Annotated in this window: 22 protein-coding genes; 4 read left to right on the forward strand and 18 right to left on the reverse strand. The window is 69.2% G+C overall.

Translation table 11 applies throughout. The features are described 5' to 3' along the window. Nucleotides 1–64: 64 nt before the first annotated feature. The 4 genes from guaD to xdhA form a co-directional block, all read right to left on the reverse strand. Nucleotides 65–1,402: a guanine deaminase gene (gene guaD / locus ACFO27_RS05085; RefSeq protein WP_376816303.1), complete on the reverse strand. Its 1,338-nt coding sequence runs from the start codon at nucleotides 1,400–1,402 to the stop codon at nucleotides 65–67. A gap of 101 nt (nucleotides 1,403–1,503) precedes the next feature. Then, complete coding sequence (gene xdhC, locus ACFO27_RS05090; RefSeq protein WP_376816304.1) at nucleotides 1,504–2,532, reverse strand: xanthine dehydrogenase accessory protein XdhC; 1,029 nt, start codon at nucleotides 2,530–2,532, stop codon at nucleotides 1,504–1,506. After that, nucleotides 2,532–4,895, reverse strand: a complete 2,364-nt coding sequence (xdhB, locus tag ACFO27_RS05095) for a xanthine dehydrogenase molybdopterin binding subunit (protein WP_376816420.1) — start codon at nucleotides 4,893–4,895, stop codon at nucleotides 2,532–2,534. The genes xdhC and xdhB overlap by 1 nt, the downstream gene beginning before the upstream one ends. A 22-nt stretch (nucleotides 4,896–4,917) precedes the next feature. Further along, a complete protein-coding gene (gene xdhA, locus ACFO27_RS05100) occupies nucleotides 4,918–6,402 on the reverse strand; it encodes a xanthine dehydrogenase small subunit (protein WP_376816305.1) in 1,485 nt (494 codons plus the stop codon). A 138-nt stretch (nucleotides 6,403–6,540) separates the two neighbouring features. On the opposite strand from xdhA, the gene ACFO27_RS05105 reads away from it, so the two are divergent. Together ACFO27_RS05105 and ACFO27_RS05110 are read left to right on the forward strand one after the other, a co-directional pair. Then, entirely contained in the window at nucleotides 6,541–7,515 is a 975-nt protein-coding gene (locus ACFO27_RS05105; protein ID WP_376816306.1) for a LysR family transcriptional regulator, read from the forward strand. Nucleotides 7,516–7,657: 142 nt separating this feature from the next. Beyond that, a complete protein-coding gene (locus ACFO27_RS05110) occupies nucleotides 7,658–9,040 on the forward strand; it encodes an NCS2 family permease (RefSeq protein WP_376816307.1) in 1,383 nt (460 codons plus the stop codon). Nucleotides 9,041–9,120: 80 nt separating this feature from the next. Here the strand turns inward: ACFO27_RS05110 and ACFO27_RS05115 are convergent, their stop codons facing one another. Continuing rightward, nucleotides 9,121–10,059, reverse strand: a complete 939-nt coding sequence (locus ACFO27_RS05115) for a LysR substrate-binding domain-containing protein (protein WP_376816308.1) — start codon at nucleotides 10,057–10,059, stop codon at nucleotides 9,121–9,123. A gap of 146 nt (nucleotides 10,060–10,205) precedes the next feature. On the opposite strand from ACFO27_RS05115, the gene uraD reads away from it, so the two are divergent. Together uraD and ACFO27_RS05125 are read left to right on the forward strand one after the other, a co-directional pair. Continuing rightward, nucleotides 10,206–10,712: a 2-oxo-4-hydroxy-4-carboxy-5-ureidoimidazoline decarboxylase gene (uraD, locus tag ACFO27_RS05120; RefSeq protein WP_376816309.1), complete on the forward strand. Its 507-nt coding sequence runs from the start codon at nucleotides 10,206–10,208 to the stop codon at nucleotides 10,710–10,712. Between the two features lie 87 nt (nucleotides 10,713–10,799). Next, the gene (locus ACFO27_RS05125) at nucleotides 10,800–11,312 is read left to right on the forward strand and encodes an ureidoglycolate lyase (RefSeq protein WP_376816310.1); all 513 of its coding nucleotides are present in this window, start codon (nucleotides 10,800–10,802) and stop codon (nucleotides 11,310–11,312) included. An 82-nt stretch (nucleotides 11,313–11,394) separates the two neighbouring features. Here ACFO27_RS05125 and ACFO27_RS05130 read toward each other — a convergent pair whose 3' ends face one another. From ACFO27_RS05130 to ACFO27_RS05190, 13 genes are all read right to left on the reverse strand, one after another. Further along, nucleotides 11,395–12,105 (reverse strand): ABC transporter ATP-binding protein, encoded by a 711-nt coding sequence (locus tag ACFO27_RS05130; RefSeq protein ID WP_376816421.1) that lies wholly within the window; start codon nucleotides 12,103–12,105, stop codon nucleotides 11,395–11,397. A 47-nt stretch (nucleotides 12,106–12,152) separates the two neighbouring features. Next, on the reverse strand, nucleotides 12,153–12,914 hold the full coding sequence (locus ACFO27_RS05135; protein ID WP_376816311.1) for an ABC transporter ATP-binding protein: 762 nt from the start codon (nucleotides 12,912–12,914) through the stop codon (nucleotides 12,153–12,155). A 1-nt stretch (nucleotide 12,915) separates the two neighbouring features. Next, nucleotides 12,916–13,881 (reverse strand): branched-chain amino acid ABC transporter permease, encoded by a 966-nt coding sequence (locus tag ACFO27_RS05140; RefSeq protein WP_376816312.1) that lies wholly within the window; start codon nucleotides 13,879–13,881, stop codon nucleotides 12,916–12,918. 28 nt (nucleotides 13,882–13,909) lie between these two features. Beyond that, a complete protein-coding gene (locus ACFO27_RS05145; RefSeq protein ID WP_151024081.1) occupies nucleotides 13,910–14,830 on the reverse strand; it encodes a branched-chain amino acid ABC transporter permease in 921 nt (306 codons plus the stop codon). Between the two features lie 60 nt (nucleotides 14,831–14,890). Continuing rightward, a complete protein-coding gene (locus tag ACFO27_RS05150) occupies nucleotides 14,891–16,060 on the reverse strand; it encodes an ABC transporter substrate-binding protein (protein WP_376816313.1) in 1,170 nt (389 codons plus the stop codon). 48 nt (nucleotides 16,061–16,108) lie between these two features. Continuing rightward, nucleotides 16,109–16,897: a 2-oxo-3-hexenedioate decarboxylase gene (gene dmpH / locus ACFO27_RS05155; RefSeq protein WP_376816314.1), complete on the reverse strand. Its 789-nt coding sequence runs from the start codon at nucleotides 16,895–16,897 to the stop codon at nucleotides 16,109–16,111. Then, nucleotides 16,894–17,922 (reverse strand): 4-hydroxy-2-oxovalerate aldolase, encoded by a 1,029-nt coding sequence (dmpG, locus tag ACFO27_RS05160; RefSeq protein WP_376816315.1) that lies wholly within the window; start codon nucleotides 17,920–17,922, stop codon nucleotides 16,894–16,896. Before dmpG ends, dmpH begins: the two co-directional genes overlap by 4 nt. 12 nt (nucleotides 17,923–17,934) lie before the next feature. Next, a complete protein-coding gene (locus ACFO27_RS05165) occupies nucleotides 17,935–18,840 on the reverse strand; it encodes an acetaldehyde dehydrogenase (acetylating) (RefSeq protein ID WP_376816316.1) in 906 nt (301 codons plus the stop codon). 10 nt (nucleotides 18,841–18,850) lie between these two features. Continuing rightward, the gene (gene dmpE, locus ACFO27_RS05170) at nucleotides 18,851–19,636 is read right to left on the reverse strand and encodes a 2-oxopent-4-enoate hydratase (protein ID WP_376816317.1); all 786 of its coding nucleotides are present in this window, start codon (nucleotides 19,634–19,636) and stop codon (nucleotides 18,851–18,853) included. A 16-nt stretch (nucleotides 19,637–19,652) separates the two neighbouring features. Then, nucleotides 19,653–20,645, reverse strand: a complete 993-nt coding sequence (locus tag ACFO27_RS05175) for an amidohydrolase family protein (protein ID WP_376816318.1) — start codon at nucleotides 20,643–20,645, stop codon at nucleotides 19,653–19,655. A gap of 30 nt (nucleotides 20,646–20,675) precedes the next feature. Continuing rightward, nucleotides 20,676–21,251, reverse strand: a complete 576-nt coding sequence (nbaC, locus tag ACFO27_RS05180; protein WP_376816319.1) for a 3-hydroxyanthranilate 3,4-dioxygenase — start codon at nucleotides 21,249–21,251, stop codon at nucleotides 20,676–20,678. Nucleotides 21,252–21,314: 63 nt separating this feature from the next. Further along, nucleotides 21,315–21,743 carry a RidA family protein gene (locus ACFO27_RS05185; RefSeq protein WP_376816320.1) on the reverse strand — a complete coding sequence of 143 codons (429 nt, stop codon included), beginning with the start codon at nucleotides 21,741–21,743 and terminating at the stop codon, nucleotides 21,315–21,317. A gap of 55 nt (nucleotides 21,744–21,798) precedes the next feature. Then, complete coding sequence (locus tag ACFO27_RS05190; RefSeq protein WP_376816321.1) at nucleotides 21,799–23,256, reverse strand: 2-hydroxymuconic semialdehyde dehydrogenase; 1,458 nt, start codon at nucleotides 23,254–23,256, stop codon at nucleotides 21,799–21,801. Nucleotides 23,257–23,331 lie beyond the last annotated feature (75 nt).

Here is a 23,331-nt window from a genome sequence, read left to right on the forward strand (position 1 = left end):
ATTATGGCAGGTCTTCGTGACGGCCGGGCACACGCGGCCGCAGGCTGCGCGGCGTGGGGGCCCTCTACCCGCGCCGGTGCACTTCCCGTCCCGCCGCGTAGGTGGCGGCGATGGCGCGGTCGTCGCCCAGCATCGCCAGGGCGAACAGCAGTTCCTCCAGCGATTCGGCCAGGGCGCTGCGGCGTTCCAGCAGCGGCGTGGCCTTGGGATCCAGGACGATGAAGTCGGCCTCGGCGCCCGGCTCCAGCGTGCCGATCCGGCCGGTCAGGCCCAGGTGCTTGGCCGCGCCCTGCGTGGCCTGCCAGAACATGCGCCGCGCCGTCAGGTAGTGGCCCGACAGGCGCGCGACCTTGTGCGCCTCGTTCATGGTCAGCAGCATGGAAAAGGACGAGCCGCCGCCCACGTCGGTGGCCAGGGCCACCGGCATGCCGAAGTCCTTGGCCGCCGCGAAATCGAACAGGCCGCTGCCCAGGAACTGGTTGGAGGTGGGGCAGTGGGCGGCGACGGCGCCCGCGTCGCGCATGCGGCGGCGGTCGTCGTCGTCCAGCCAGACGCAGTGGCCGTAGACCGACCGGGGCCGCAGCAGGCCGTAGCGGTCGTAGATGTCCAGGTAGCTGCGGTAGCCGGGGAACAGGCCCATGACCCATTTCACCTCGTCGCGGTTCTCCGACACGTGCGACTGGATGAACACGTCCTGGTAGCGTTTGGCCAGCTCGCCGCACAGGCCGAGCTGCTCGGGCGTGGAGGTGGGCGCGAAGCGCGGCGTCAGGGCATAGAGCTGGCGCCCCGTGCCGTGCCAGCGCCGGATCAGGTCCTCACTGTCGCGGGCGCCGGACTCGGCCGTGTCGCGCAGGTATTCGGGACAGTTGCGGTCCATCATGACCTTGCCCGCCACCATGCGCAGGTCGCGCGCGTGGCTTTCCTCGAAGAAGGCCTGGGCCGAGCCCGGATGCACGGTGCAGTACACCAGCGCGGTGGTGGTGCCGCAGCGCAGCAGCTCGTCCAGGAAGAAGCGCGCCACGTCCTGGGCGTATTCCGGGTTCTCGAAGCGCCGCTCGGTCGGGAAGGTATAGGTTTCCAGCCACGGCAGCAGGCCCGGCGCCGGCGAGGCGATCATGTCCGTCTGCGGGTAGTGGATGTGGGTGTCGATGAAGCCCGGCGTGATCAGGCGGCCGCGCCAGTCGTTGACCGGCGTGCCGGGGGGCAGGTCGCCGATCAGCCGGTCGTAGTCGCCGCATTGCTCGATGCGGCCGTCGCGCACGACCAGCAGGCCGTCGCGGATCCACTCGCAGGCCTCGTCCTCGGCCTTGGGGGTATCGCGGAAATACAGCAGCTGGGCGCGGTAGGCCTGCGGGCCGGACGCGTTCGGTCGGGCGGGCGCGGACGGGTTCGTGGACGTCATGAGGTCTCCTCGGTCGTGGTCTGCGGGCCGCGGTCCGCCTTCGCGGCGGGGCCGGCGGCCCGGCGTTCTTCAATGGGGTGCGGCAAATGAATCCGCGGGGGTCAATGGGCGGCCGCTTCGGTCCGGGCCGGCGCGGCGGCGGCCCGCCGTTCCCGTTCCGAGCGCAGGCGCAGCAGCTGGGCGGCGACCGCGACGGCGATCACGTCGGGCTGCTTGCCTTCGATGCCGGGCTCGCCGATCGGGCAGACGATGCGCGCGACCCGTTCCGGCGGGATGCCGCGCGCGCGGAAGCGGTGCTCGAACTTGCGCCGCTTGGTCTGCGAGCCGATCAGGCCGAAATACGCCACGTCGTCGCGCCGCAGCAACTGCTCGCACAGGCGCTGGTCGAGCGCGTGGTCATGGGTCATGATCAGGAAACAGCTGTCGGGCGGGGCCTCGTCGATCACGGCCTCGGGCGTGTCGGTCGCCTCGATCGACACGTTGTCGGGCACCGCGTCCGGAAACAGGTCGTCGCGCGCATCCACCCAGGTCACCCGGCAAGGCAGGGTGCCCAGGATATGTACCAGGGCCTGGCCGACGTGGCCCGCGCCGAAGATCACCACATGCAGCGGATCGGGGCGCACGGCCTCGCGCAGCGTCAGGCAGCCCAGGACGGGGTCGGGCCGCAGCAGCCGGTCGGCGTCCGGGCCGGTCGCGTCCGCCTCGTCCGGCGCGGACACGCGCACCCAGGGCGCCACGCCCATGCCGCCCAGGCCGACTTCGCGGATGCGGCCAGCCGGCGACTGCAGGCCGGCGTGCAGGGCTTCCAGCCAGCCGCGGTCGGATTCCCGCAGGCGCTCGAACAGCAGATGCACCATGCCGCCGCAGCACTGGCCCAGCGCCGGTCCCAGGGGCAGGGCCTCGATCCAGCGGTCGGGGCCGTCGTCCGCGCGCAGGCGCGCCCGGGCGAACTCGGCGGCCTTCCATTCCAGGTGCCCGCCGCCGATGGTGAGCCACTGGTGGCCGGCGGACACGAGCATCTTGGCGCCGGCCTCGCGCGGGGCCGATCCCTGGACCCAGGCGACCGTGACCAGCACCACCGCCTGCCGCCGATCCAGGCACCACAGGGCCTGATCGATCCAGGCGTGCATCAGGTCGCGCTGCGTTTCCGCAGGCCCTCGGCTGCCTTCAGGATGGCTTCCGGCGTGGCCGGCGCCCGCAGGTCGGGCGAGGTCCGCCCGTCGCCCACCGCCGCCACCGCGTCGCAGAGGGCGTTGAAGGTGCTGATGCCGTGCAGCAGCGGGGGCTCGCCCACCGCCTTGGAGCGATGCACGGTGTCCTTCAGGTTCTGCGCCCTGAACAGGCGCACGCGGAAATCGCGCGGGCAGTCGCTGATGGCGGGGATCTTGTAGGTGGACGGCGCGTGCGTCATCAGGCGGCCGTCCTCGCGCCACCAGAGTTCCTCGGTGGTCAGCCAGCCCGTGCCCTGGATGTAGCCGCCCTCGACCTGGCCCAGGTCGATCGCCGGATTGATGGACGCCCCGACGTCGTGCAGGATGTCGGCGCGCAGCAGTTTCCATTCGCCGGTCAGCGTGTCCACCACCACTTCCGACACCGCCGCCCCGAAGGCGAAGTAGAAGAACGGCCGGCCGTGCATGGTGGCCTTGTCCCAGACGATGCCCGGGGTGGCGTAGAAGCCGTCGGACCACAGCTGCACGCGGTCCCAGTAGGCTTCGTCGGCCAGCTGGCCGAACGGGATGTTGCGGCCGTTGACGTTGACCTGGCGCCAGGCGAAGACCACGTCCTCGGGCTTGCCGCCGTATTTGCGGGCGGCGAAGTCGGACAGGCGCGCGCGCAGCTGCAGCGCGGCGTCCTCGGCGGCCTTGCCGTTCAGGTCGGTGCCCGTGGAAGCCGCCGTGGCGGAGGTGTTGGCGACCTTGTAGGTGTCGGTGGCCGTCACGCGCACGCAGTCCAGGTCCAGCCCCAGGGTGTTGGCCACGACCTGGGCGACCTTGGTGTTCAGGCCCTGGCCCATTTCCGTGCCGCCGTGGTTCACCAGCACGGAGCCGTCGCGGTAGATGTGCACCAGCGCGCCCGCCTGGTTGAAGGCCGGCACGTTGAAGGAGATGCCGAACTTCACCGGCGTCAGCGCCAGGCCCTTCTTCAGGATGGGGCTGGAGGCGTTGAATTCGTTGACCGCCCGGCGGCGCGCCCGGTAGTCGGAACTGGCGACCAGCTCGGCCACCAGCGGCTCGATCAGGTTGCCCTCGACCACCTGGCCGTAGGGGGTGGTGTTGCGCGTTTCGATGCCGTAGAAATTGGTCTGGCGCACGTCCAGCGGATCGCGGCCCAGGTCGCGGGCGATGCGCTCGATCACGACTTCGGTCAGCAGCGCGCCCTGCGGGCCGCCGAAGCCGCGGAAGGCCGTGTTCGACTGCGTGTTCGTCTTGCCGCACATGGCGCGCACGTCCGCCGCCGGGATGTAGTAGGCGTTGTCGAAGTGGCACACGGCCCGGCTGGCGACGGCTTCGGACAGGTCGGCGGAAAAGCCCGAGTGCAGCGTCATGTCCAGGCGCATCCCCAGGATCCGGCCCTCGTCGTCGTAGCCGACCTCGTATTCGTAATGAAAACCGTGGCGCTTGCCGGTGATCATCATGTCGTCGTCGCGGTCCGCCCGCAGCTTCACCGGGCGCCGCAGCCGGTGCGCGGCGACCGAGGCCAGGCACGCGAAGACCGCCGACTGGGATTCCTTGCCGCCGAAGCCGCCGCCCATGCGCCGGCATTCGACCTGGACCTGGTGGGCGTGCCAGCCCAGCGTGTGGCCGACCACGGCCTGCATTTCCGTCGGGTGCTGGGTGGAGCACCAGACCAGCATGCCGTCCTTCTCGCGCGGAATCGCGTAGGCGATCTGGCCTTCCAGGTAGAACTGCTCCTGGCCGCCGCAATCGAACGTGCCCTTCAGGCGGCGCGGCGCGGCATCCAGCGCGGCCTGCACGTCGCCCTGGACCAGGCGCATGTCGGGCAGGGTGCGGGAACCGGCTTCCTTGGCCTGCACCGGCGTCAGCAGGTGGGGCAGTTCCTCGTAGTCGATCTTGCCCAGGCGCGCGGCGCGGCGCGCGGCGTCCACCGAGCGCGCCACCACCATGAACAGCGGCTGGCCGACGTACTGGACCAGGCCATCGGCCAGCAGGGGATCGTCGTGAATCACCGGGCCGCAGTTGTTCTCGCCGGGGATGTCGCGGGCCGTGAACACGGCGACGACGCCCGGGGCGCGGCGCACGGCTTCCAGGTCCATGCCGCGCACGCGGGCATGCGCCTTGGCCGACAGGCCCAGGGCGGCGTAGACGGTGCCGCGCAGTTCGGGGATGTCGTCGGTGTAGACGGCCTCGCCGGTGACGTGCAGCGCGGCGGATTCGTGCGGGCTGGACGCGCCCGCGGCGGGCTCGCCCTCGACGGGGCGGGGAATGCGGTCGTTGGCGACGGCCAGCCGGTCCAGTTCGACCGGCACATTGATGCGCATGTTCATGACGGCCTCCTCAAGCGATGTCGGCCAGCGCGGCCGTACTGACCTGATGCGTCGCCAGCGGCGCCCCAGGGGCGGTTTCCAGGTAGAAGCGGTACAGCAGGTTGCGCGAGGCCAGCAGGCGGTATTCGCTGCTGGCGCGCATGTCGGTCAGGGGCTTGAAATCCTGCCCCACGGCGTCCATCGCGGCGCGGATGCGGGTCTCGTCCCAGGGCTGGCCCTGCAGGACGGCTTCCACGGCGCGCGCGCGGCTGGGCGTGGCCGCGACCCCGCCGAAGCCGGTGCGCACGGACCGGACCACGCCGGACTCGTCCAGGATCACGGCGAAGGCCGCGCACACCGCCGAGATGTCCTGGTCGAAGCGCTTGGACAGCTTGTAGTGGCGGAACTGGCGGCCGGCCACCCGCACGGGCACGCGCAGACCCTGCACGAATTCGCCGGGCTCGGATGCGTTCTTCTGGTAGCCCAGGTAGTAATCCTCGAGCGGCATTTCGCGCACCCGGTCGCCCCGGCGCAGGACGATGCTGGAACCCAGGGCGATCAGGCCCGGCATGGAATCGCCGATCGGCGAGCCGTTGGCCACATTGCCGCCCAGCGTGCCCGCGTTGCGGATCGGGAAGGACGCGAAGCGCTGGCGCATTTCGGCCAGTTCGGGAAGATGCTCGACCAGGGCGTCGAAAGCGTCGTTCAGCAGCGCGCCCGCGCCGATGAGCAGGTCGTCGCCTTCCAGGCGGATGTCGCGCAGTTCGGCCACCTGGCCGATGTAGATCAGGTGCGGCAGGTCGCGGAACTGCTTGGTCACCCACAGGCCCACGTCGGTGCTGCCGGCCAGGATGCGGGCGTCGGGGTAGTCCAGGCGCAGTTGCGCCAGCTGGGCCAGGGTGCGCGGCGCATGGAAGGTATGGCCGTCATGCGTGTAGGTGAAGACGTCGTCGCGCCGCAGCGCGGACAGGATGCCGGCCAGGGCCGCCCGGTCGAAGGGCACGGCCGGGTAATTGAACATTTCGCCGGCCGCGCGCACGATGGGCTGGTAGCCCGTGCAGCGGCACAGGTTGCCCGACAGCGCGTCGTCGATCTCGGTGCGCGTGGGCGCCGGATCGTGCGGGCCGTGCGCCAGGTACATGCCCCACAGCGACATGACGAAGCCCGGGGTGCAGAAGCCGCACTGGGAGCCGTGGCAATCGACCATGGCCTGCTGCACCGGATGCAGCGCGCCGTCTTCCCGGCGCAGGTCCTCGACCGTGTACAGCGCCTTGCCGTCGAGCGTGGGCAGGAACTGGATGCAGGCGTTCACCGCCCGCATGGCCACGCCGCCGCGGCCATCGGGCTCGGCCACCATGACGGTACAGGCGCCGCAGTCGCCTTCGGCGCAGCCTTCCTTGGTGCCCATGCAGCCCAGGTCCTCGCGCAGGTACTGCAGTACGGTGCGGGTCGTGGGCTGACCGGAAACTTCGTGGGTCTGGCCACGATAGTGAAAGCGAATGACATCGGTCTCCATCGCATCCCTCTTTTCATTGAACAGGTGTTGCGTCCACGATATCACCACGCGACCGCCCCAGCCATTCACTCCGGATGATGAAGAACATCATGCCGGCATCCGGTGGACGGGCCGGGCACGCCCGTGAATAATAGGCCGATGCAACGAACCCGCGAACCCATGGACACGCACCTGCTGCGCATCCTGCAGATCCTGCTGACCGAACAGAGCGTCTCGCGCGCCGCCATCAAGCTGGGGCTGTCGCAGCCTGCCCTGAGCAATTCGCTGCGCCGCCTGCGCGACATCACCGGCGACCCGATCCTGGTGCGCGGCAAGACCGGCATGGTGCCCACCGGCCGCGGCCTGGAGCTGCTGGCGCACGCCAACGAGGCCCTGAGCGCCATCGAGCGCATCACCCAGCCGCCGGGCGCCTTCGATCCGGCCCGCACGACGCGGGAATTCCACCTGGGGGCGCCGGACTACCTGGACGCGATGTTCCTGCCGAACATCGCCGAAATCCTGCGCCGCGAGGCGCCGCACGCCAAATTCATCGTACACCCGATCAACGCCGATTACGACTACGCGGGCGGCCTGGAGGACGGCGGCCTGGACGTGGTGATCGGCAACTGGCTCGAACCGCCGCCGCAGATGCACATGGCGCGGCTGTTCGACGACGAGGTCGTCTGTATGATCGGCAGCCAGAACCCTGCCGCCCACCGCGAACTCACCCTGAAGCACTACCTGGAACTGCCGCACCTGGCGCCCTTTCCCCACGTGACGGAACGCCAGAGCTTCATCGACGGCCACCTGGCGTCCCAGGGCCTGAAGCGCAACATCCAGATGACCATCCCGTATTTCGGCCAGGTGGCCGGCATGCTGCTGCGCACCGATCTGATCTTCACCACCGGCCGGCAGTTCGCCCAGCACTACGCGCGCTACCTGCCCATCGCCATCCTGCCCGCGCCTCTCCCCTTCCCGCCCATGCGCTTCTACCTGCTGTGGCACCGCCGCTGCCACGGCGCCCCGGAAGTCGTCTGGCTGCGCCAGTGCATCGCCAAGGTCGCCGCCATGCTGCAGGCCAGCCTCGACGACAGCCGCCAGGACCCGGTCGCCCGGCATTCGGACAAACCCTGAGCCTCCCCAGAAGACATCATCCGGGCTTGATAGTCGTCATCAGGCCGGCGCGCACACAGCCCGAAATCACGTCCCTAGAATGGCCTGACCCATAAAGCGCCCGTCTCACCAGAAGGCGCCCACCATTCAGGAGACACCGCTCATGAGCGAACAGGAACACGCCTTGTCGGCGGGGCTTGGCGCCCCCGCAACCCCCGGATCCTCCACGCCCTGGCTCGAACGGCGCTTCCAGCTGTCGGCCCGCGGCACCAGCGCGCGCCAGGAAACCCTGGCCGGGCTGACGACCTTCCTGGCGATGGTCTATTCCGTGTTCGTCGTCCCGGCGATGCTGGGCAAGGCGGGCTTCGACACTTCCTCGGTCTTCATCGCCGTCTGTCTGACCAGCGCCTTCGGCTCGCTGCTGATGGGCCTGTGGGCCAACCTGCCGATCGCCGTGGGCTGCGCGATCTCGCTGACGGCCTTCACGGCCTTCGACCTGGTCCTGGGCCAGGGCCTGTCGCCCGCCGTCGCCCTGGGCGCCATCTTCCTGATGGGCGTGATCTTCACGGCCATCTCCGCCACCGGCGTGCGCAGCTGGATCCTGCGCAACCTGCCGGCCGGCATCGCGCACGGCACCGGCATCGGCATCGGCCTGTTCCTGCTGCTGATCGCCGCCAACGAAGTCGGCCTGGTGGTGAAGAACCCCGGCCCCGGCCTGCCGGTGTCCCTGGGCGCGATCAACGCCATGCCGGCCCTGCTGTCGGTCGCGGGCCTGGCGGCGATCTTCGGCCTGGAACGCCGGCGCGTGCCCGGCGGCATCCTGCTGGTCATCCTGGCGCTGTCGGCCGTCGGCCTGGCCTGGGATCCGGCCGTGACCTTCAAGGGCCTGTTCGCCCTGCCGTCCTTCGGCGGCGAGCACTCGCTGATCGGCGCCATGGACGTCGGCGGCGCGCTCAACGCGCTGGTCATCCCCAGCGTCCTGGCCCTGGTCATGACCGCCGTGTTCGACGCCACCGGCACCATCCGCGCCGTGGCCGGCCAGGCCGGCCAGCTGGACGAGAACGGCCAGATCATCAACGGCGGCCGCGCCCTGACGGCGGACTCGGTGAGCTCCATCGTGTCGGCCGGCCTGGGCGGCGCCCCCGCGGCGGCCTACATCGAATCGGCGGCCGGCACGGCGGCCGGCGGCAAGACCGGCCTGACCGCCACCATCGTCGGCCTGGGCTTCCTGGCCCTGATCTTCCTGTCGCCGCTGGCGGCGCTGGTGCCCGCCTACGCCACCGCTCCGGCCCTGATGTACGTCGGCCTGCTGATGCTGGGCGGCGTGCGCAAGCTGCACCTGGACGACACCGTGGACACCATGGCCGGCATGGTCTGCGCCGTGTTCATCGTGCTGACCTGCAACATCGTCACCGGCATCATGCTGGGCTTCTGCACCCTGGTGATCGGCCGGCTGTTCGCCGGAGAATGGCGCAGGCTGAACGTCGGCACGCTGGCCATCGCCGTCGCGCTGGCGGTGTTCTACCTGGGCGGCTGGGCGATCTGAGCCGCCGCCGCGCCGGCCTTGCGCCCCGGTCCGCGCCGCGCGGCCACGGGCGGGCCGGCGGATCCGGCGCGCGGGGCGCCTCAGCCGTCTCGCGCCAGCACGCCTTTTCCGCAGTCCCCCAGCAGGTGACGCAGCCATTGATGGGAGGGCGCATGATGATTGCGCGCATGCCACAACTGATAGAACCGCATCGGCGGGAACTCGATCGGCGACTCCAGGACCGCCAGCGGCAGCAGTTCCGTGTAGTAGCGGGCGAAATGCCGCGTGGTGGTGAACACCAGGTCCGTGCCCGGCAGCAGGTAGGGCGCCAGCATGAAGGACTGCGCCTCGACGCATTCCTCGCGCTGGATGCGCAGGGACGTCAGCACCGTGTCGATCATGCCGCGCTGGGTGATGGAATACGGGGTCGGCACCACGTGCGGCACGCGCCGGTAATCGTCCAGCGTCATGCCGCGCCGCGCCAGCGGGTGGTCGGCCGCCACCATGCACACGATCTCGTCTTCCAGCAGCACGGACAGGTGCATGCGGTCCGGCGGCTCGGGCCAGTTGCCGATCACCACGTCCAGCTCGCCTTCGGCCAGGGAATGCTCGAAATCGAAATCCGGCCCCAGGGAATGCAGTACCAGCCGCGCATGCGGCGCCTCGCGGCGGAAGCGCGCCACCACCGACGCGGCGAAGGCCGGCGCCAGATAGTCCGGCGAGCCGATGCGGAACACCTGGCGGCTGCTGCCGGGGTCGAAGGCCTCGCCGGCTTCCAGCATCGAATCGATCGAGGACAGCGCCGTGCGGGCGTGTTCCAGGATGGCCAGCGCCCGGTCGGTGGGGACCATGCCGCCCTTTTCGCGCACCAGCAGCGGATCCTGCAGGATCTGGCGCAGGTTCTTCAGCGCCACGCTGATGGCGGGCTGGGACTGGTTGAGTTTCAGCGCCGTGCGCGACACGCTGCGTTCGGCCATGAGGATGCTGAACACCTTCAGCAGATACGTATCCAGCGTTTCGCTACCGCGTCGCGTCGACATCGTGGGGTTCTCCGTTCGGGCGGGGGCGCGTCCGCCCGCCCCCGGGAATGCGGCACAGCATATACCACTTATACCGCGCCGCGCCCTTCATTTGGCGCACGATACACCGTAGACTTTCCATCATGATGCACTCATCCCTTCCTGTCATGACCTTGAACGAACTGTCCTCCCTGACCCAGGCCGAATTTTCCCGGGAGCTCGGTGCGATCTTCGAACACTCCCCCTGGATTCCGGAACGCGCCTGGGCCGCCCGGCCCTTCGCCGACGTGGAAGCGCTGCACCAGGCCATGATGCGCGTCGTGCGCGAAGCCGGCCCGGCCGAACAGCTCGCCCTCATCACGGCCCACCCGGAACTCGCCGGCAAGGAAGCCGCCGCCGGCACCCTGACCAGCGACTCGACCAGCGAACAGCGCGGCGCCGGCCTGGACCAGTGCAGTCCGGAAGAACTGCGGCGCCTGCGCGGCCTGAACGCCGCCTACCGCGAACGGTTCGGCTTTCCCTTCGTGATCGCCGTCAAGGGCCGCAGCCGCTACCAGATCATGGACGCCATCGAGCAACGGCTGCACAATGAACGGGATGCCGAATTCGAGACCTGCCTGGACCAGATCGGGCAGATCGCGCGCTTCCGCCTCGACGCCCGCTTCGCCGCCTGACGCCCCGGGCCGCCAGGCCTGGCGCCATCCGGCACGACCCATCGCCCGATCCCGGCGCCGCACCGGGATTTTCACGGAGCCCCTCCCATGACCGCCACCACGCAGACGTCCCTGACCATCGAACCCCTGACGCGGGAAGCCTTCGCGCCCTTCGGGGACGTGATCCAGGCGGACGACTCGGTCCGGCACTTCACCATCAACGAAGGCAACACCGAGCGCTATCACGACCTGGCCCGCATCGATCCGGGCGAGGACGGCCGCGCCATCGTCTCGATCTTCCGCGGCCTGCCGCGCACGCTGCCCTTCACCGTCACCATGATGGAACGCCACCCGAAGGCCAGCCAGGCCTTCGTGCCGCTGTCCGGGCGCCCCTACCTCGTCGTGGTCGCGGACCCCGCGTCCACGCCCACGGTCGCCGACCTGCGCGTGTTCCTGTGCCGGGGCGACCAGGGCGTGAACTACGCGCGCGGCGTCTGGCACCACCCGCTGCTGGCGCTGGGCGAAGTGTCCGACTTCCTGATCATCGACCGCGCCGGCCCGGGCGAGAACTGCGACGTCGTCCAGATGGAAGCGCCCAGCGTGATTCCCGAACCGGACTGACCCGATTCCGCGCGGGTCCGCACGGCGGGCGGACCCGATGCCGACGCGGCGGCGCCCCGGCCGGCGCGCGTGGCGGCCGCCGTCAGGCGCCCAGGTATTTTTCCCGGACGGACGGATCGGACCGGAGCGCATCCGAATCGCCCTCCCAGACGACCCGGCCCTTCTCGACGATGTAATGGCGGTCCGCCAATTGCAGCAGCGGCGCCAGGTTCTTGTCGATCACCAGGATCGCCATGCCCTCGCGGCGCAGCAGGGCCAGCGCGGCCCAGATTTCCTGGCGCACCAGGGGCGACAGGCCCTCGGTGGCCTCGTCCAGGATCAGCAGTTCCGGATTGGTCATCAGGGCCCGGCCGACGGCCAGCATCTGCTGCTCCCCGCCCGAGAGCTGGTTGCCGAAATTGCCGGCGCGCTCCCGCAGACGCGGGAACAGTTCGTAGATGCGCGCCAGCGTCCAGGGGTTGCGCTTGCCATGGCGGTCCGCGGCCGTCGCGACCAGGTTTTCCTCCACCGACAGGTTGGGGAAGACCTGGCGGCCTTCCGGCACCAGGCCGATGCCGCGCTGCGCCACCCGGTGGCTGGGCAGGCCATGGATCTCCGCGCCGCCGAACCGCACCCGCCCCCGCCAGGCCGGATGCATCCCCATGATGCTCTTGACGGTCGTGGTCTTGCCCATGCCGTTGCGGCCCAGCAAGGTCACGCATTGACCCGCGCCGATCCGCAGGCGCATCCCGTGCAGCACCTGGCTGCGCCCGTAGCCGGACACCAGATCCTCGACCTCCAGCAGCGTGTCCATGGCACTCCCCCGGCGCTGCGCGCCGCCCGCCTCGCGGTTCCCCGTGCTCATGCCGGCACCTCCTCGTCGCCCAGGTAGGCCTCGCGGACTTCGGGGCTGCGGCGGATCGTCTCCACGTCGCCGCAGCAGATGACCTTGCCGTAGAACAGCACGCTGATGCGGTCCGCCAGGGAAAACACCGCGTCCATGTCGTGCTCGATCAGCAGGATGCCGTACCGGCTCTTCAGGCGCCGCAGCAGGTCCACCATCATGTCCGAGCCGGTGTCGCCATGCCCCATGCCGGCCATGGGCTCGTCCAGCAGCAGCACCTTCGGCTCCGCCGCCAGCGCCATGGCGATTTCCAGCTGGCGCTGCTGCCCATAGGACAGCGACGCGGCCGGCGCATCCCGCCGGGCCGCCAGCCCCATCAGGCCGATGAGTTCGTCGGCCCGCTCCACCAGCGGCGGAGTCTCGACCGCCGGCGTCCAGAAATGAAACCCGTGCCCACGGCAGCCCTGGACCGCCAGGACCACGTTCTCCAGCACGGTGAACCGCTGGATCACCGAGGTGATCTGGTAGGACCGTCCGATCCCGGCGCGCACGCGCTGCGCCATGCCGAGCGCGTCGATGGGCCGGCCGCCCAGGCTGATGGTGCCGGCGTCGCTGGGGATCTCGCCCATGATCTGGCTGACCAGCGTGGTCTTGCCGGCGCCGTTGGGGCCGATGACGGCGTGGATCTCGCCGGGCAGGATATCCAGGTCCACGTGGTCCGTGACCAGCAGGCCGCCGTAGCGCTTGACCAGGCCGCGTATAGAAAGCAGGGGCTGCATGTCAGTGGTCCTCCCCGGTCGGGCCGATCATGCTCCAGAGCCCGTTGCGCAGGAACAGCACGATGAGCACGATCACCGGTCCCATGATGATCATCCAGTGGTCGGTCAGGCCCTTCAGGCCTTCTTCCAGCAACAGGAAGCCGGCCGCGCCCACCACCGGCCCGACCAGGGTGCCGGCGCCGCCCAGCAGCACCATGATGATCAGTTCGCCGGACGCCGTCCACGCCATGTAGGCGGGCGAGGCGAAGGCGGTCAGGTTCGCCAGGAAGAACCCCGCCAGGGCGCACAGCTCGGCCGACAGCACATAGGCCAGCAGGCGGTACCCCAGCGGCGAGGTGCCCACGGCCCGCACCCGCCGGGCGTCCATGCTGGACGCCCGCAGGATCAGGCCGAAGCGCGAGCGGATCACGCGGCGCAGCAGCAGCAGGCTGGCGCCCAGGCAGGCCAGCAGGGCCAGGTACAGGCCGACGTGGCTGCCGGTCAGCGTCCCGAAGCGGCTGAGCTGGCGGATCGGCAGGCCTTCGTCGCCGCCGTACTGCTTCAGGCCCACGGCCAGGAAATAGAACATCTGCGCCAGGGCCAGCGTGATCATGATGAAGGCGATCCCGTTCGTGCGCAGGGCGATCAGGCCCACGGGCGCGGCCACCAGGGCCGTCACCGCCACGACCAGCAGCAGATGCAGGACGCCGCTGTCGGCGCCGTAATGGGACGCGATGGCGACGCAATAGGCGCCGATGCCGATGTACATGGCGTGGCCGAAGCTGACCAGCCCGCCGTAGCCCAGCGCCAGGTTCAGGCCCACGGCCGCCAGGGCGAACACCAGGATGCGGCTGAACTGCAGCAGGACGTACGAACTGTCCGTGACGCTGGCGTACACCGGCACCAGCAGGAGCAGGGCGAAGATCAGGACGGTCAGCAGGACCGGCAGGGATCCGCCGGCGGAGGAACGCACCGCGCGCGCATTCATGATCGAGGATTCCATTTTCATCCGGGGCTCAGCGTTTCTTCACGGGGAACAGGCCTTCGGGCCTGACGGCCAGCACGATCACCATCAGCACGTAGACCGCCAGCGACGAAACCGCGGCCCCCAGCGTGCTGGCGAGTTCCTGTTCCAGCGCCCTGCCGAGCAGGGCCGGGGCGACCGTCCGCCCCAGGGTGTCGACCAGGCCGACCACCAAGGCGCCCAGGAAGGCCCCGCGGATCGAGCCGATGCCGCCGATCACGATGACCACCAGCGTCATGATGAGGATCGAATCGCCCATGCCGGGCTGCACCGACAGGATCGGCCCCACCAGTGCGCCGCCCAGGCCCGCCAGGCCGGCCCCCAGGGCGAAGATGAAGGTATTGAGCCAGCCGATGTTCACGCCCAGCGCCGCGACCATGGCGCGATTGCTGGCGCCGGCGCGGATCAGCATGCCGACGCGGGTGCGCTCGATCAGCAGGTACAGGCCCAGGGCCACCAGCAGGCCCGCCAGGATGATCAGCAGGCGGTACAGCGGATAGGGCGTGCCCAGCACCATGACGGTATTGCTCAGCGCGTCGGGCAGGCTCATGAAGATCGGCGCCGAGCCCCAGATCATGCGCACGGCCTCGTTGCAGAACAGCATCAGCCCGAAGGTGGCCAGCACCTGGTCCAGGTGTTCCCGGGGGTACAGGCGCGAGAACCCGCAGCGGTCCAGCGCCACCCCCAGCGCCATCGCGCCCCCCAGGCCCGCCAGGATCGACAGCGAAAAGGAATCCGTGTGGCTGAAAGTGGCGGCGGCGAAATAGGCCCCCATCATGTACAGGGCGCCATGGGCCAGGTTGATGAAGCTCATGATGCCGAAGACCAGGGTCAGGCCGGCGGCCAGCAGGAACAGCAGGATCCCGTACTGCAGGCCGTTCAGGGCCTGCATGAACAACAGCTGCGGACTCATGTCCGTCCTCCGTGGCGGGCGGCGCGCCGCCCGCCGTTCAAGGTTCGATGCGCGGGCCGATCAATACTTGCACTTCTCGAAATAGGCGTCGGCGTGGTTCGACAGGGGCTTGCCGATGGTCTTCAGGGAAACGCGGCCCTGGTCGTCCTTCGCCACCTGGAAGGCGTAGAAGTCCTCGATGGGGAAGCCGTTGACGTTGAACTTGTAGGCCCCGCGCAGGGACGCGTAATCCGCCGCGCGCAAGGCGTCGCGGAACGCCTTCTTGTCGGCGACCTTGCCGCCGGTCTTTTTCAGGGCGCTGTCGATCAGCAGCGCCGAATCATAGGACTGGGCGGCGTACTGCGAGGGAATGCGCTTGTATTTCTTCTCGAAGGCGGCCACGAAGGCCTCGCTGGCGGGGTTCTTGAAGTCGGGGCCCCAGAAGGTGCCCGCGTAGGCGCCCAGGGCGGCCTCGCCCAGGGCCGGCAGGGTGCTGCCGTCCACAGTGGACACCGTCAGCAGCGGGACCTTGCCCATCAGGCCGAACTGCTTGTACTGCTTGACGAAGTTCACGCCCATGCCGCCGGGCAGGAAGACCCAGACGGCGGCGGGATTGGCGGCCTGCAGCGCCAGCAGCTCCGCCGAATAATCCTGCTGGCCCAGCTGGGTGTAGACCTCGCCCGAGACGCGGCCCTTGTAGAAGCGCGTGAAGCCCTTCACCTGATCGCGGCCCGACTGGTAGTTGGGCGTGATCATGTAGACGTCCTTGTACTTCTGGTCGGTCGCGAACTGGCCCATGACCTCGGCCTGCCCGTCGTTCTGCCAGGACGCGAAGAAGAAGCCCGGATTGCACTGGCCGCCGGCCAGGGGCGCCGGCCCCGCGTTGGAGCCGACGAAGGTCACGTCGGCGTCGGCCATGGGCTTGGCGATCGCCATCATGACGTTGGAGAACGTCACCCCGGCCACCAGGTCGACCTTGTCCTTCTCGATGAATTTCTGGACGGCCTGCACGCCCACGTCGGGCTTGAGCTGGTCGTCTTCCTTCAGGAAGACGATGTCCTGGCCGCCCAGCTTGCCGCCGTTCTGCTCCAGCGCGAGGTTGAAGCCGTCGACCATGTCCTGGCCCAGCGCCGCGCCGGAACCGGACAGGGTGGCCAGGAAGCCGATCTTCACCTCGGCCTGCGCGGACCCGGCGGCCAGCCCCAGCGACAGGGCCATGGCGGTCGTCAGCAAGGTTGTGCGGAATGCCATGTTTGTCTCCTCAAGGATTAATAGTTTAGTTTTAAAGTATCGTCGATCTTACACGAAAGTCAGCGAGGTGCAACCCATTTCCTGCATGTGCAGCATGACGTGATCGCCGGGCTCGACCGAGACCGCCTCGGTGATGCCGCCGGAGAGGACCAGCGTGCCGGCCGGGATCTCCCCGCCGCGCGCGCCCAGGTGATTGGCGAGCATGGCCACCGCGTTGGCCGGATGGCCCAGCACCGCGGCGCCCGCGCCCAGCGCGACGACCTGGCCGTTCTTTTCCATCACCACGCCCGTGGCGCGCAGGTCCAGGTCGAGCGGATCGCGCGGGATGCCGCCGACCACGAAGCGCGACGACGAGCAGTTGTCGGCCACCACGCTCTTGAGGTCGAACTTGAAGTCGCGGTAGCGGCTGTCGATGACCTCGATGCCGGGCAGCACGAAGTCCGTCGCGGCCAGGACCTCGGCGATCGTGCAGCCGGGACCGGCCAGCGGCGCCTTGGTCACGAAGACGATCTCCGGCTCGACCTTGGGATGGATCAGGTCCGCGTGCCGGCACCGGCCGCCGTCGGGCACCACGAACGAGTCGGCCAGGAAGCCGAAGATCGGGGTCTCGATGCCCATCTGGCGCATCTTGGCGAACGAGGTCAGGCCGGCCTTCAGGCCGACGACCCGGGCGCCCCGGGCCAGCTTGCGCCGCAGGATCGCATCCTGCACGGCGTAGGCGTCGTCCCAGTCCATGTCGGGATGGTCCAGGGTGATCTTGAGGGTGTCGCGCGCCTGCAGTTCGCAGTCTTCCAGGCGTTCGGCCAGCGCCTCGACGGTCGCAATATCAAGACTCATGCCGCGCTCCTCTTGCGCGCCAGGTTCAGCGCCGTGTCCTCGATCATGTCCTCCTGGCCGCCGACCATGCCGCGCCGGCCCATCTCCACCAGGATCTCGCGCGCCGGCACGCCGTAGCGCTGCTCGGCGCGGCGCGCGAACAGCAGGAACGAACCGTACACGCCGGCATAGCCCAGCGTCAGCGCGTCGCGGCTCAGGCGCACCGGCTCCTTCATCATCGGAAAGACGATGTCCTCGGCCACGTCCTGCACCTTGAACAGGTCCACGCCGGTCTCGATGCCCATCAGGTTGCAGACGGCCACCAGCGCCTCCATCGGCGTGTTCCCCGACCCGGCCCCCATGCCCGAGCACGCGGCGTCGATGCGGTCGGCGCCCGCGTCGATGGCCGCCATGCTGTTGGCCACGCCCATGGCCAGGTTGTGGTGGCCGTGGAAGCCGATCCCGGTCTCGGGCTTCAGCGCCTGGCGCAGCGCCCCGATCTTCTCGGCCACCTGGTGCGGCAGCATGTGGCCGGCCGAATCGGTCATGTAGATGCAGTTGGCGCCGTAGCCCTCCATCAGCCGGGCCTGTGCGACCAGCCCCTCGGCCGTGTTCATGTGGCTCATCATCAGGAAGCCCACGGTGTCCATGTCCAGCTTGCGGGCCGCCTCGATGTGCTGCTGCGAGACGTCGGCCTCCGTGCAATGGGTGGCCACCCGGATGGTGCGCACCCCCAGGCCGTAGGCCATGCGCAGGTGCTCGACCGTGCCGATGCCCGGCAGCAGCAGCGCCGACACCTTGGCCCGCTTCAGCAGCGGGATCACGGTGCCCAGGTATTCCTCGTCGCTGTGCAGCGAGAAGCCGTAGTTGACCGACGCGCCGCCCAGGCCGTCGCCGTGGGTCACCTCGATCAGCGGCACGCCGGCCTCGTCCAGCCCCCGCGCCACGTCCTGCATCTGCCGCAGGGTGATCTGGTGGCGCATGGCGTGCATGCCGTCGCGCAGCGTCATGTCGTGCAGGGTGACGGTTTTCTTGTCTGTGCTCATGGTGTCCTCCTGTTACGCCGCCGACAGGTTCAGCGCGCCCTTCTGGATGCGCTCGGCGAACATCTCGGCGGTGCGCGTGGCCGACGCGGTCATGATGTCCAGGTTCCCGGAGTACTTGGGCAGGTAATCGCCCAGGCCCTCGACCTCCAGGTAGATCGAGACGCGCCGGCCGTCGAAGACCGGGCCGTTGACCAGCCGGTAGCCGGGCACGTAGCGCTGGACTTCGGCCAGCATCCGTTGCACGGATTCGGTGATGGCCGCCTCGTCCGGATCCGATTCGGTCAGGCAATGCACGGTGTCGCGCATGATCAGCGGCGGCTCGGCCGGATTCAGGATGATGATGGCCTTGCCCTTCTTCGCACCGCCCACCCGCTCGACCGCGCCGGCCGTCGTGACGGTGAACTCGTCGATGTTGCGGCGCGTGCCGGGCCCCGCCGATTTCGACGAGACGGTGGCCACGATCTCGGCGTATGCCACCGGCTGCACGCGCGAGACCGCCGCCACCATCGGGATGGTGGCCTGGCCGCCGCAGGTGACCATGTTGACGTTGGTCTCGCGCCGCTCCAGGTGCTCGCTCAGGTTGACCGGCGGCACGCAGTACGGGCCGATGGCCGCGGGCGTGAGGTCGATCATCAGCGCGCCGCGCGCGGTCACCTTGTCGCTGTTGTCCTTGTGCGCGTAGGCCGAGGTCGCATCGAACACGATCCGGACGCGGTCCCCGGCCATGTGCGGCAGCAGGCCGTCCACGCCTTCGGCCGTGGTCTTCAGGCCCAGTTCGCGGGCGCGCGCCAGGCCCTCGGACTGCGGGTCGATGCCCACCATCCAGACGGGCTCCAGCACATCGCTGCGCTTGAGCTTGTACAGCAGGTCGGTGCCGATATTGCCCGACCCGATCAAGGCACACCTGATCTTTTCCATGGTGGTTTCCTTATGCAATAAACCGTACGCCGCAGGCGCCGATGCCGCCGATCGACACCTGCAGGCTGTCCCCGGCGGCGACCGGCGTCATCGCCGCCAGCGCCCCGGACAGGATGATCTCGCCGGCCTCCAGGCCGGTCCCCAGCGTCCCCAGCGCATTGGCCAGCCAGGCCACGGCGTTGGCGGGATGCCCCAGCGCCGCGGCGCCCGCCCCCGTGCCCAGCAGCTCGCCGTTCTTCTCGAACACCATGCCGCAGGTGCGCAGGTCCAGGCCGCGTGGGCTGACCAGCCGGTCGCCCAGCACGAACACGCCGCAGGAGGCGTTGTCGGCCACGGTGTCCTGGATCCTGATCTTCCAGTCGCGGATGCGCGAATCGACGATCTCGAAGCAGACGGTCACGGCCTCGGTCGCGGCCAGCACGTCGCTGACCGTCACGCCCGGACCGCGCAAGGCCTTCTTCAGCACGAAGGCGATCTCGCCCTCGGCCTTGGGCTGGATCAGCCCGGCCATGGAGATGGCCTCGCCCGGCGCGACCACCATGTCGCTGAGCAGGTAGCCGAAGTCCGGCTGGTAGACGCCCAGCATGTCCATGACCGCCTGGCTGGTGACGCCGATCTTCTTGCCCACCACGCGGGCGCCCGCGTCCAGGCGGCGGCCCACCATGCGTTGCTGCACGCGGTAGGCGTCCTCGACGCGCATGTCCGGGTGGCGGTTCGTCAGGGGCTCGATGGCTCGGCGGTCGGCCCAGGCGGCATGCAGTTCATCGCCCAGTCGTTCGATCAGCGCGGGTTCCATGTTGGCGGGGCTCCGTTCAGGCAAGATTGAAGAAGGACCGGGCGTTCCCGGCCAGGATGCGGCGCTTTTCATCGGCGTCCAGCAGGGCGGTCTCGCCCACCAGCGCGCCGATGCGCTGTTCGCCCAGCGGGTAGGGATAATCGGACCCGAGCATCACGCGCTCGCTGCCCATCACGTCCACCAGCAGGCGCAGGGCCCTGGGATCGAAGACGGCGGAATCCACCGAGAACCGGTCGCAATAGGAAGAGGGCGGATTCGGGCAGTCCTGGCGCACGATGTCGCGGTACTTCCAGGCGTTGTCGACCCGGCCCAGGGTGAAGGCGAAGGCGCCGCCGCCGTGCGCGAAGCACAGCTTCAGGCTGCGCGGCAGCCGCTCGAAGGCGCCCGACAGGATCAGGGACAGGATCCCCAGCGACGTCTCCGCCGGCATGGCCACCAGCCAGGGCAGCATCCACTGGCGCATGCGCTGACCGCCGCCCATCATGTCCCAGGGATGGACCAGCACCGGGATGCCGCTGACGGCGCAGTGGTGCAGGAATTCCACCAGTTGCGCATCGTCCAGGTCGCGGTCGCCGACGTGGTTGCCGATCTGCACGCCCACGTGGCCCGCCGCCTGGGCGCGGGACGCCTCCCGGCAAGCCAGCTCGGTGTCCTGCAGCGGCACCTGGGCCAGGGCCTTCAGGCGGTCCGGGTGGCCGGCGCAGTATTCCAGGGTCAGATCGTTCATGCGGGCGGCCCAGTCGGCGACCTTGCGGGCGTCCAGCTCGTAGCCGAACATGATCGGCGTGGCGCTGACGATCTGCATGTCCAGGCCCAGGCGGTCCATGTCCGCCACGCGCAGGTCGGGATCCCACAGCACGGGCACGACCGGGCGGAATTCGCTGTCGCCCCTCATGATCATGCCCTCGTCCCGGCCGGTGATCTTCAGCCAGGGAGCCTGCATCGGGTCCAGCGCATGGGCCTGCTCGCGGGAGATTTCCGGAAAGATGTGCGCGTGGATGTCTATCATGTCGATCGCCTTCGTTTTCTTGTGTCCCGCTCAGAAATCCCGGACGCGGGAACTCCGCAGCTGCTCGTGCCAGATGCGATAGTCCTTGCCCGGGTGCTGGGTGCCGCAGCCGGGGCAGACGCGCTCCTCATCCTTCAGGGCATAGAACTGGCCGTAGACCTTGGGCAGGTCGTCCACCAGGCTTTCCAGCTGCTTGGAGGCCTTCCAGACTTCGGTGCCGCAATGGGCGCAATACCATTGCAGGCTGTCGTGCCTGCCCTGGGGACGGGGCAGTTCGATCAGCAGGCACAGGCCGTCGGGGTCGGGGCGCTGCGGCGAATGGATCAGGTGCGGCGGCTGCAGGAAGATGTCGCCTTCCTTCAGGTCGATGCGCTCGAAGCGCCCGCGGTCCCAGACGATCAGGAACGCCTCGCCCCGCAGCTGGTAGAAGATTTCCTCGGTCGGGTTGTCGTGGAAGTCGGTGCGCTGGTTGCCGCCGCCGACCATGTTGATGATGTAGTTGCCGTCGGGAAAGATCGCCGCGTTGCAGACCGGCGGCTTGAGCTGGTCGCGATGATCGTCCACCCAGTGCATCAGGTTTTTGGGCAAGCCGTACTTGGCATCCATGTCTGTCTCCTCGTGGTGCGCCGGCGCCTGTCGGGGGCGCCGGTCGTCGTGTCCGGCCCGGGGTCAGGCGGCCGGCGGCCTGTAGGCGATGGCCTTGATCTCGATCCGCAGGTGCGGGTGCGGCAGCTGATGGACGGCGACCGTGGTGCGCGCCGGGCCATCGAAGCCGAAATATTCTCCGTAGACCTCGTTGTAGCCGGCGAAGTCCCCCATATCGACCAGGTAGGCGCTGATCTCGACCACGTCCTCCAGGCCGGCGCCGACGCTGGCCAGGATGTCGCGGATGTTCTCGATCACGGCGCGGGTCTGCGCCCGGATGTCCATGCGCACGGCGCCCATGGCGTCCACCGTTTCCACGCCGGCCAGGCTGTTGTCGGCACGGCGCGAACTGGTGCCCGAGACGAACAGGAAGTCGCCCGCGCGCTTCACGTGGGGGAATTTCCCGCGCGGCGCGGCCTTGCCGGTGACGACCTTGGCGGATGCTGGGTTCATGGGATGCGGTCTCCTGTGGTCCGTCCTGCGTGTCTCGTCTGGCGCCCCGGGCGGCTCAGACCTTGACGCAGATGTTGGTGATCTCGGAATAGAAATCCAGGGAATGGCGCCCGCCCTCGCGGCCGATGCCGGACCGCCGCACGCCGCCGAAAGGCGTGCGCAGGTCGCGCAGGTACCAGGTGTTGATCCAGACCAGGCCGCTGCGCATGCGCGGCGCCACCCGGTGCGCGCGCGACAGGTCCCGCGTCCAGATCGCGGTCGCCAGACCGTAGTCGGAATCGTTGGCGCGAGCGACGGCTTCGTCCTCCGTGTCGAACGGCGCCACATGGCAGACCGGTCCGAAGATCTCCTCGCGCAGGCAGCGGGCGTCGTCCGGCAGGCCGGTCCAGATGGTCGGCCGGACCCAGAACCCCTGGTCGCGCGCATCGCCGAACACGGGGGCGTCGCCGCCCGTCACCACGGTGGCGCCTTCTTCGCGCGCCAGCTGGAAATAGGACAGGACCTTGGCCTGGTGCTTCTTCGAGATCATGGGGCCGATGTCGGCGGCCGGATCGTCCGGACGCCCCAGCACCAGGGCCTCGGTGCGCGCCGTCAGCGCCGCCACGAACCGGTCGAAGATCGGCCGCTGCACCAGCACCCGCTCGCTGCACAGGCAGACCTGGCCCGAATTGGTGAAGGTGGATTTCACGACCCCGTCCACGGCGGCGTCGAAGTCCGCGTCCTCGAACACGATGGCGGCGTTCTTGCCGCCCAGCTCGAAGGACACGTCCTTCACGCCGTCGGCCACGGTCTTCATGATGTGCGCCCCGGTGGCCGACGCCCCGGTGAAGGTCACGGCGTCGATGTCCGGATGGCTGATCATGGCCTGCCCGGCCGAACCGCCGCCAAAGCCCTGCAGCACGTTGAAGGCGCCCGCCGGAAAGCCGATGTCGTGCGCCACCCGGGCCAGCAGGAAGGCGGAGGACGGCGTTTCCTCGGACGGCTTGGCCACCACCGCGTTGCCCAGCGCCAGGGCCGGCGCGACCTTCCAGCTGAACAGCAGGACCGGCAGGTTCCAGGGGGAGATCGCCACGACCACGCCCAGGGGCTTGCGCACGGTGTAGTTCAGCGCCCGGCCGCCGTCGGTCGTCACGGTCTCGAAGCATTCCGTGTGGGCCTGGCGGACCAGGTCGGCGAAGAAACGGAAATTGGCGATGGCGCGCGGCACGTCCAGGGTCCGGGCCTGGCGCACGGTGCGGCCCGTGTCGCGCACCTCGGCCTCGACGAACTCGTCGAAACGCCGCTCGATGCCGTCGGCCAGCCTGCGCAGCCAGTCGGAACGCTCGGTCGGTCCGCACCGCCCCCAGTCGCCTTGCAGCGCCGCCCGGGCCGCCCGGACGGCCTGGTCGACTTCGTCCGCGGAGGCCTCGCAGACCTCGCCGACGACGGCGCCGTCCACCGGGCTGATGTTGGAAAACCGCCGGGCGCTTTCGATGAAACGGCCGCCGATGTAGTGCGTGATGAGTTCGGCCACGGTGCTTTTGTCTCTCGTGCTGTGTGAGTGTTCGTATGTGGACACTGTAGGGGGAGCCGAGATTATTTTCTAATC

This window comes from Castellaniella denitrificans (assembly GCF_042653765.1).
In the GTDB taxonomy this organism is placed as follows: domain Bacteria; phylum Pseudomonadota; class Gammaproteobacteria; order Burkholderiales; family Burkholderiaceae_B; genus Castellaniella; species Castellaniella denitrificans.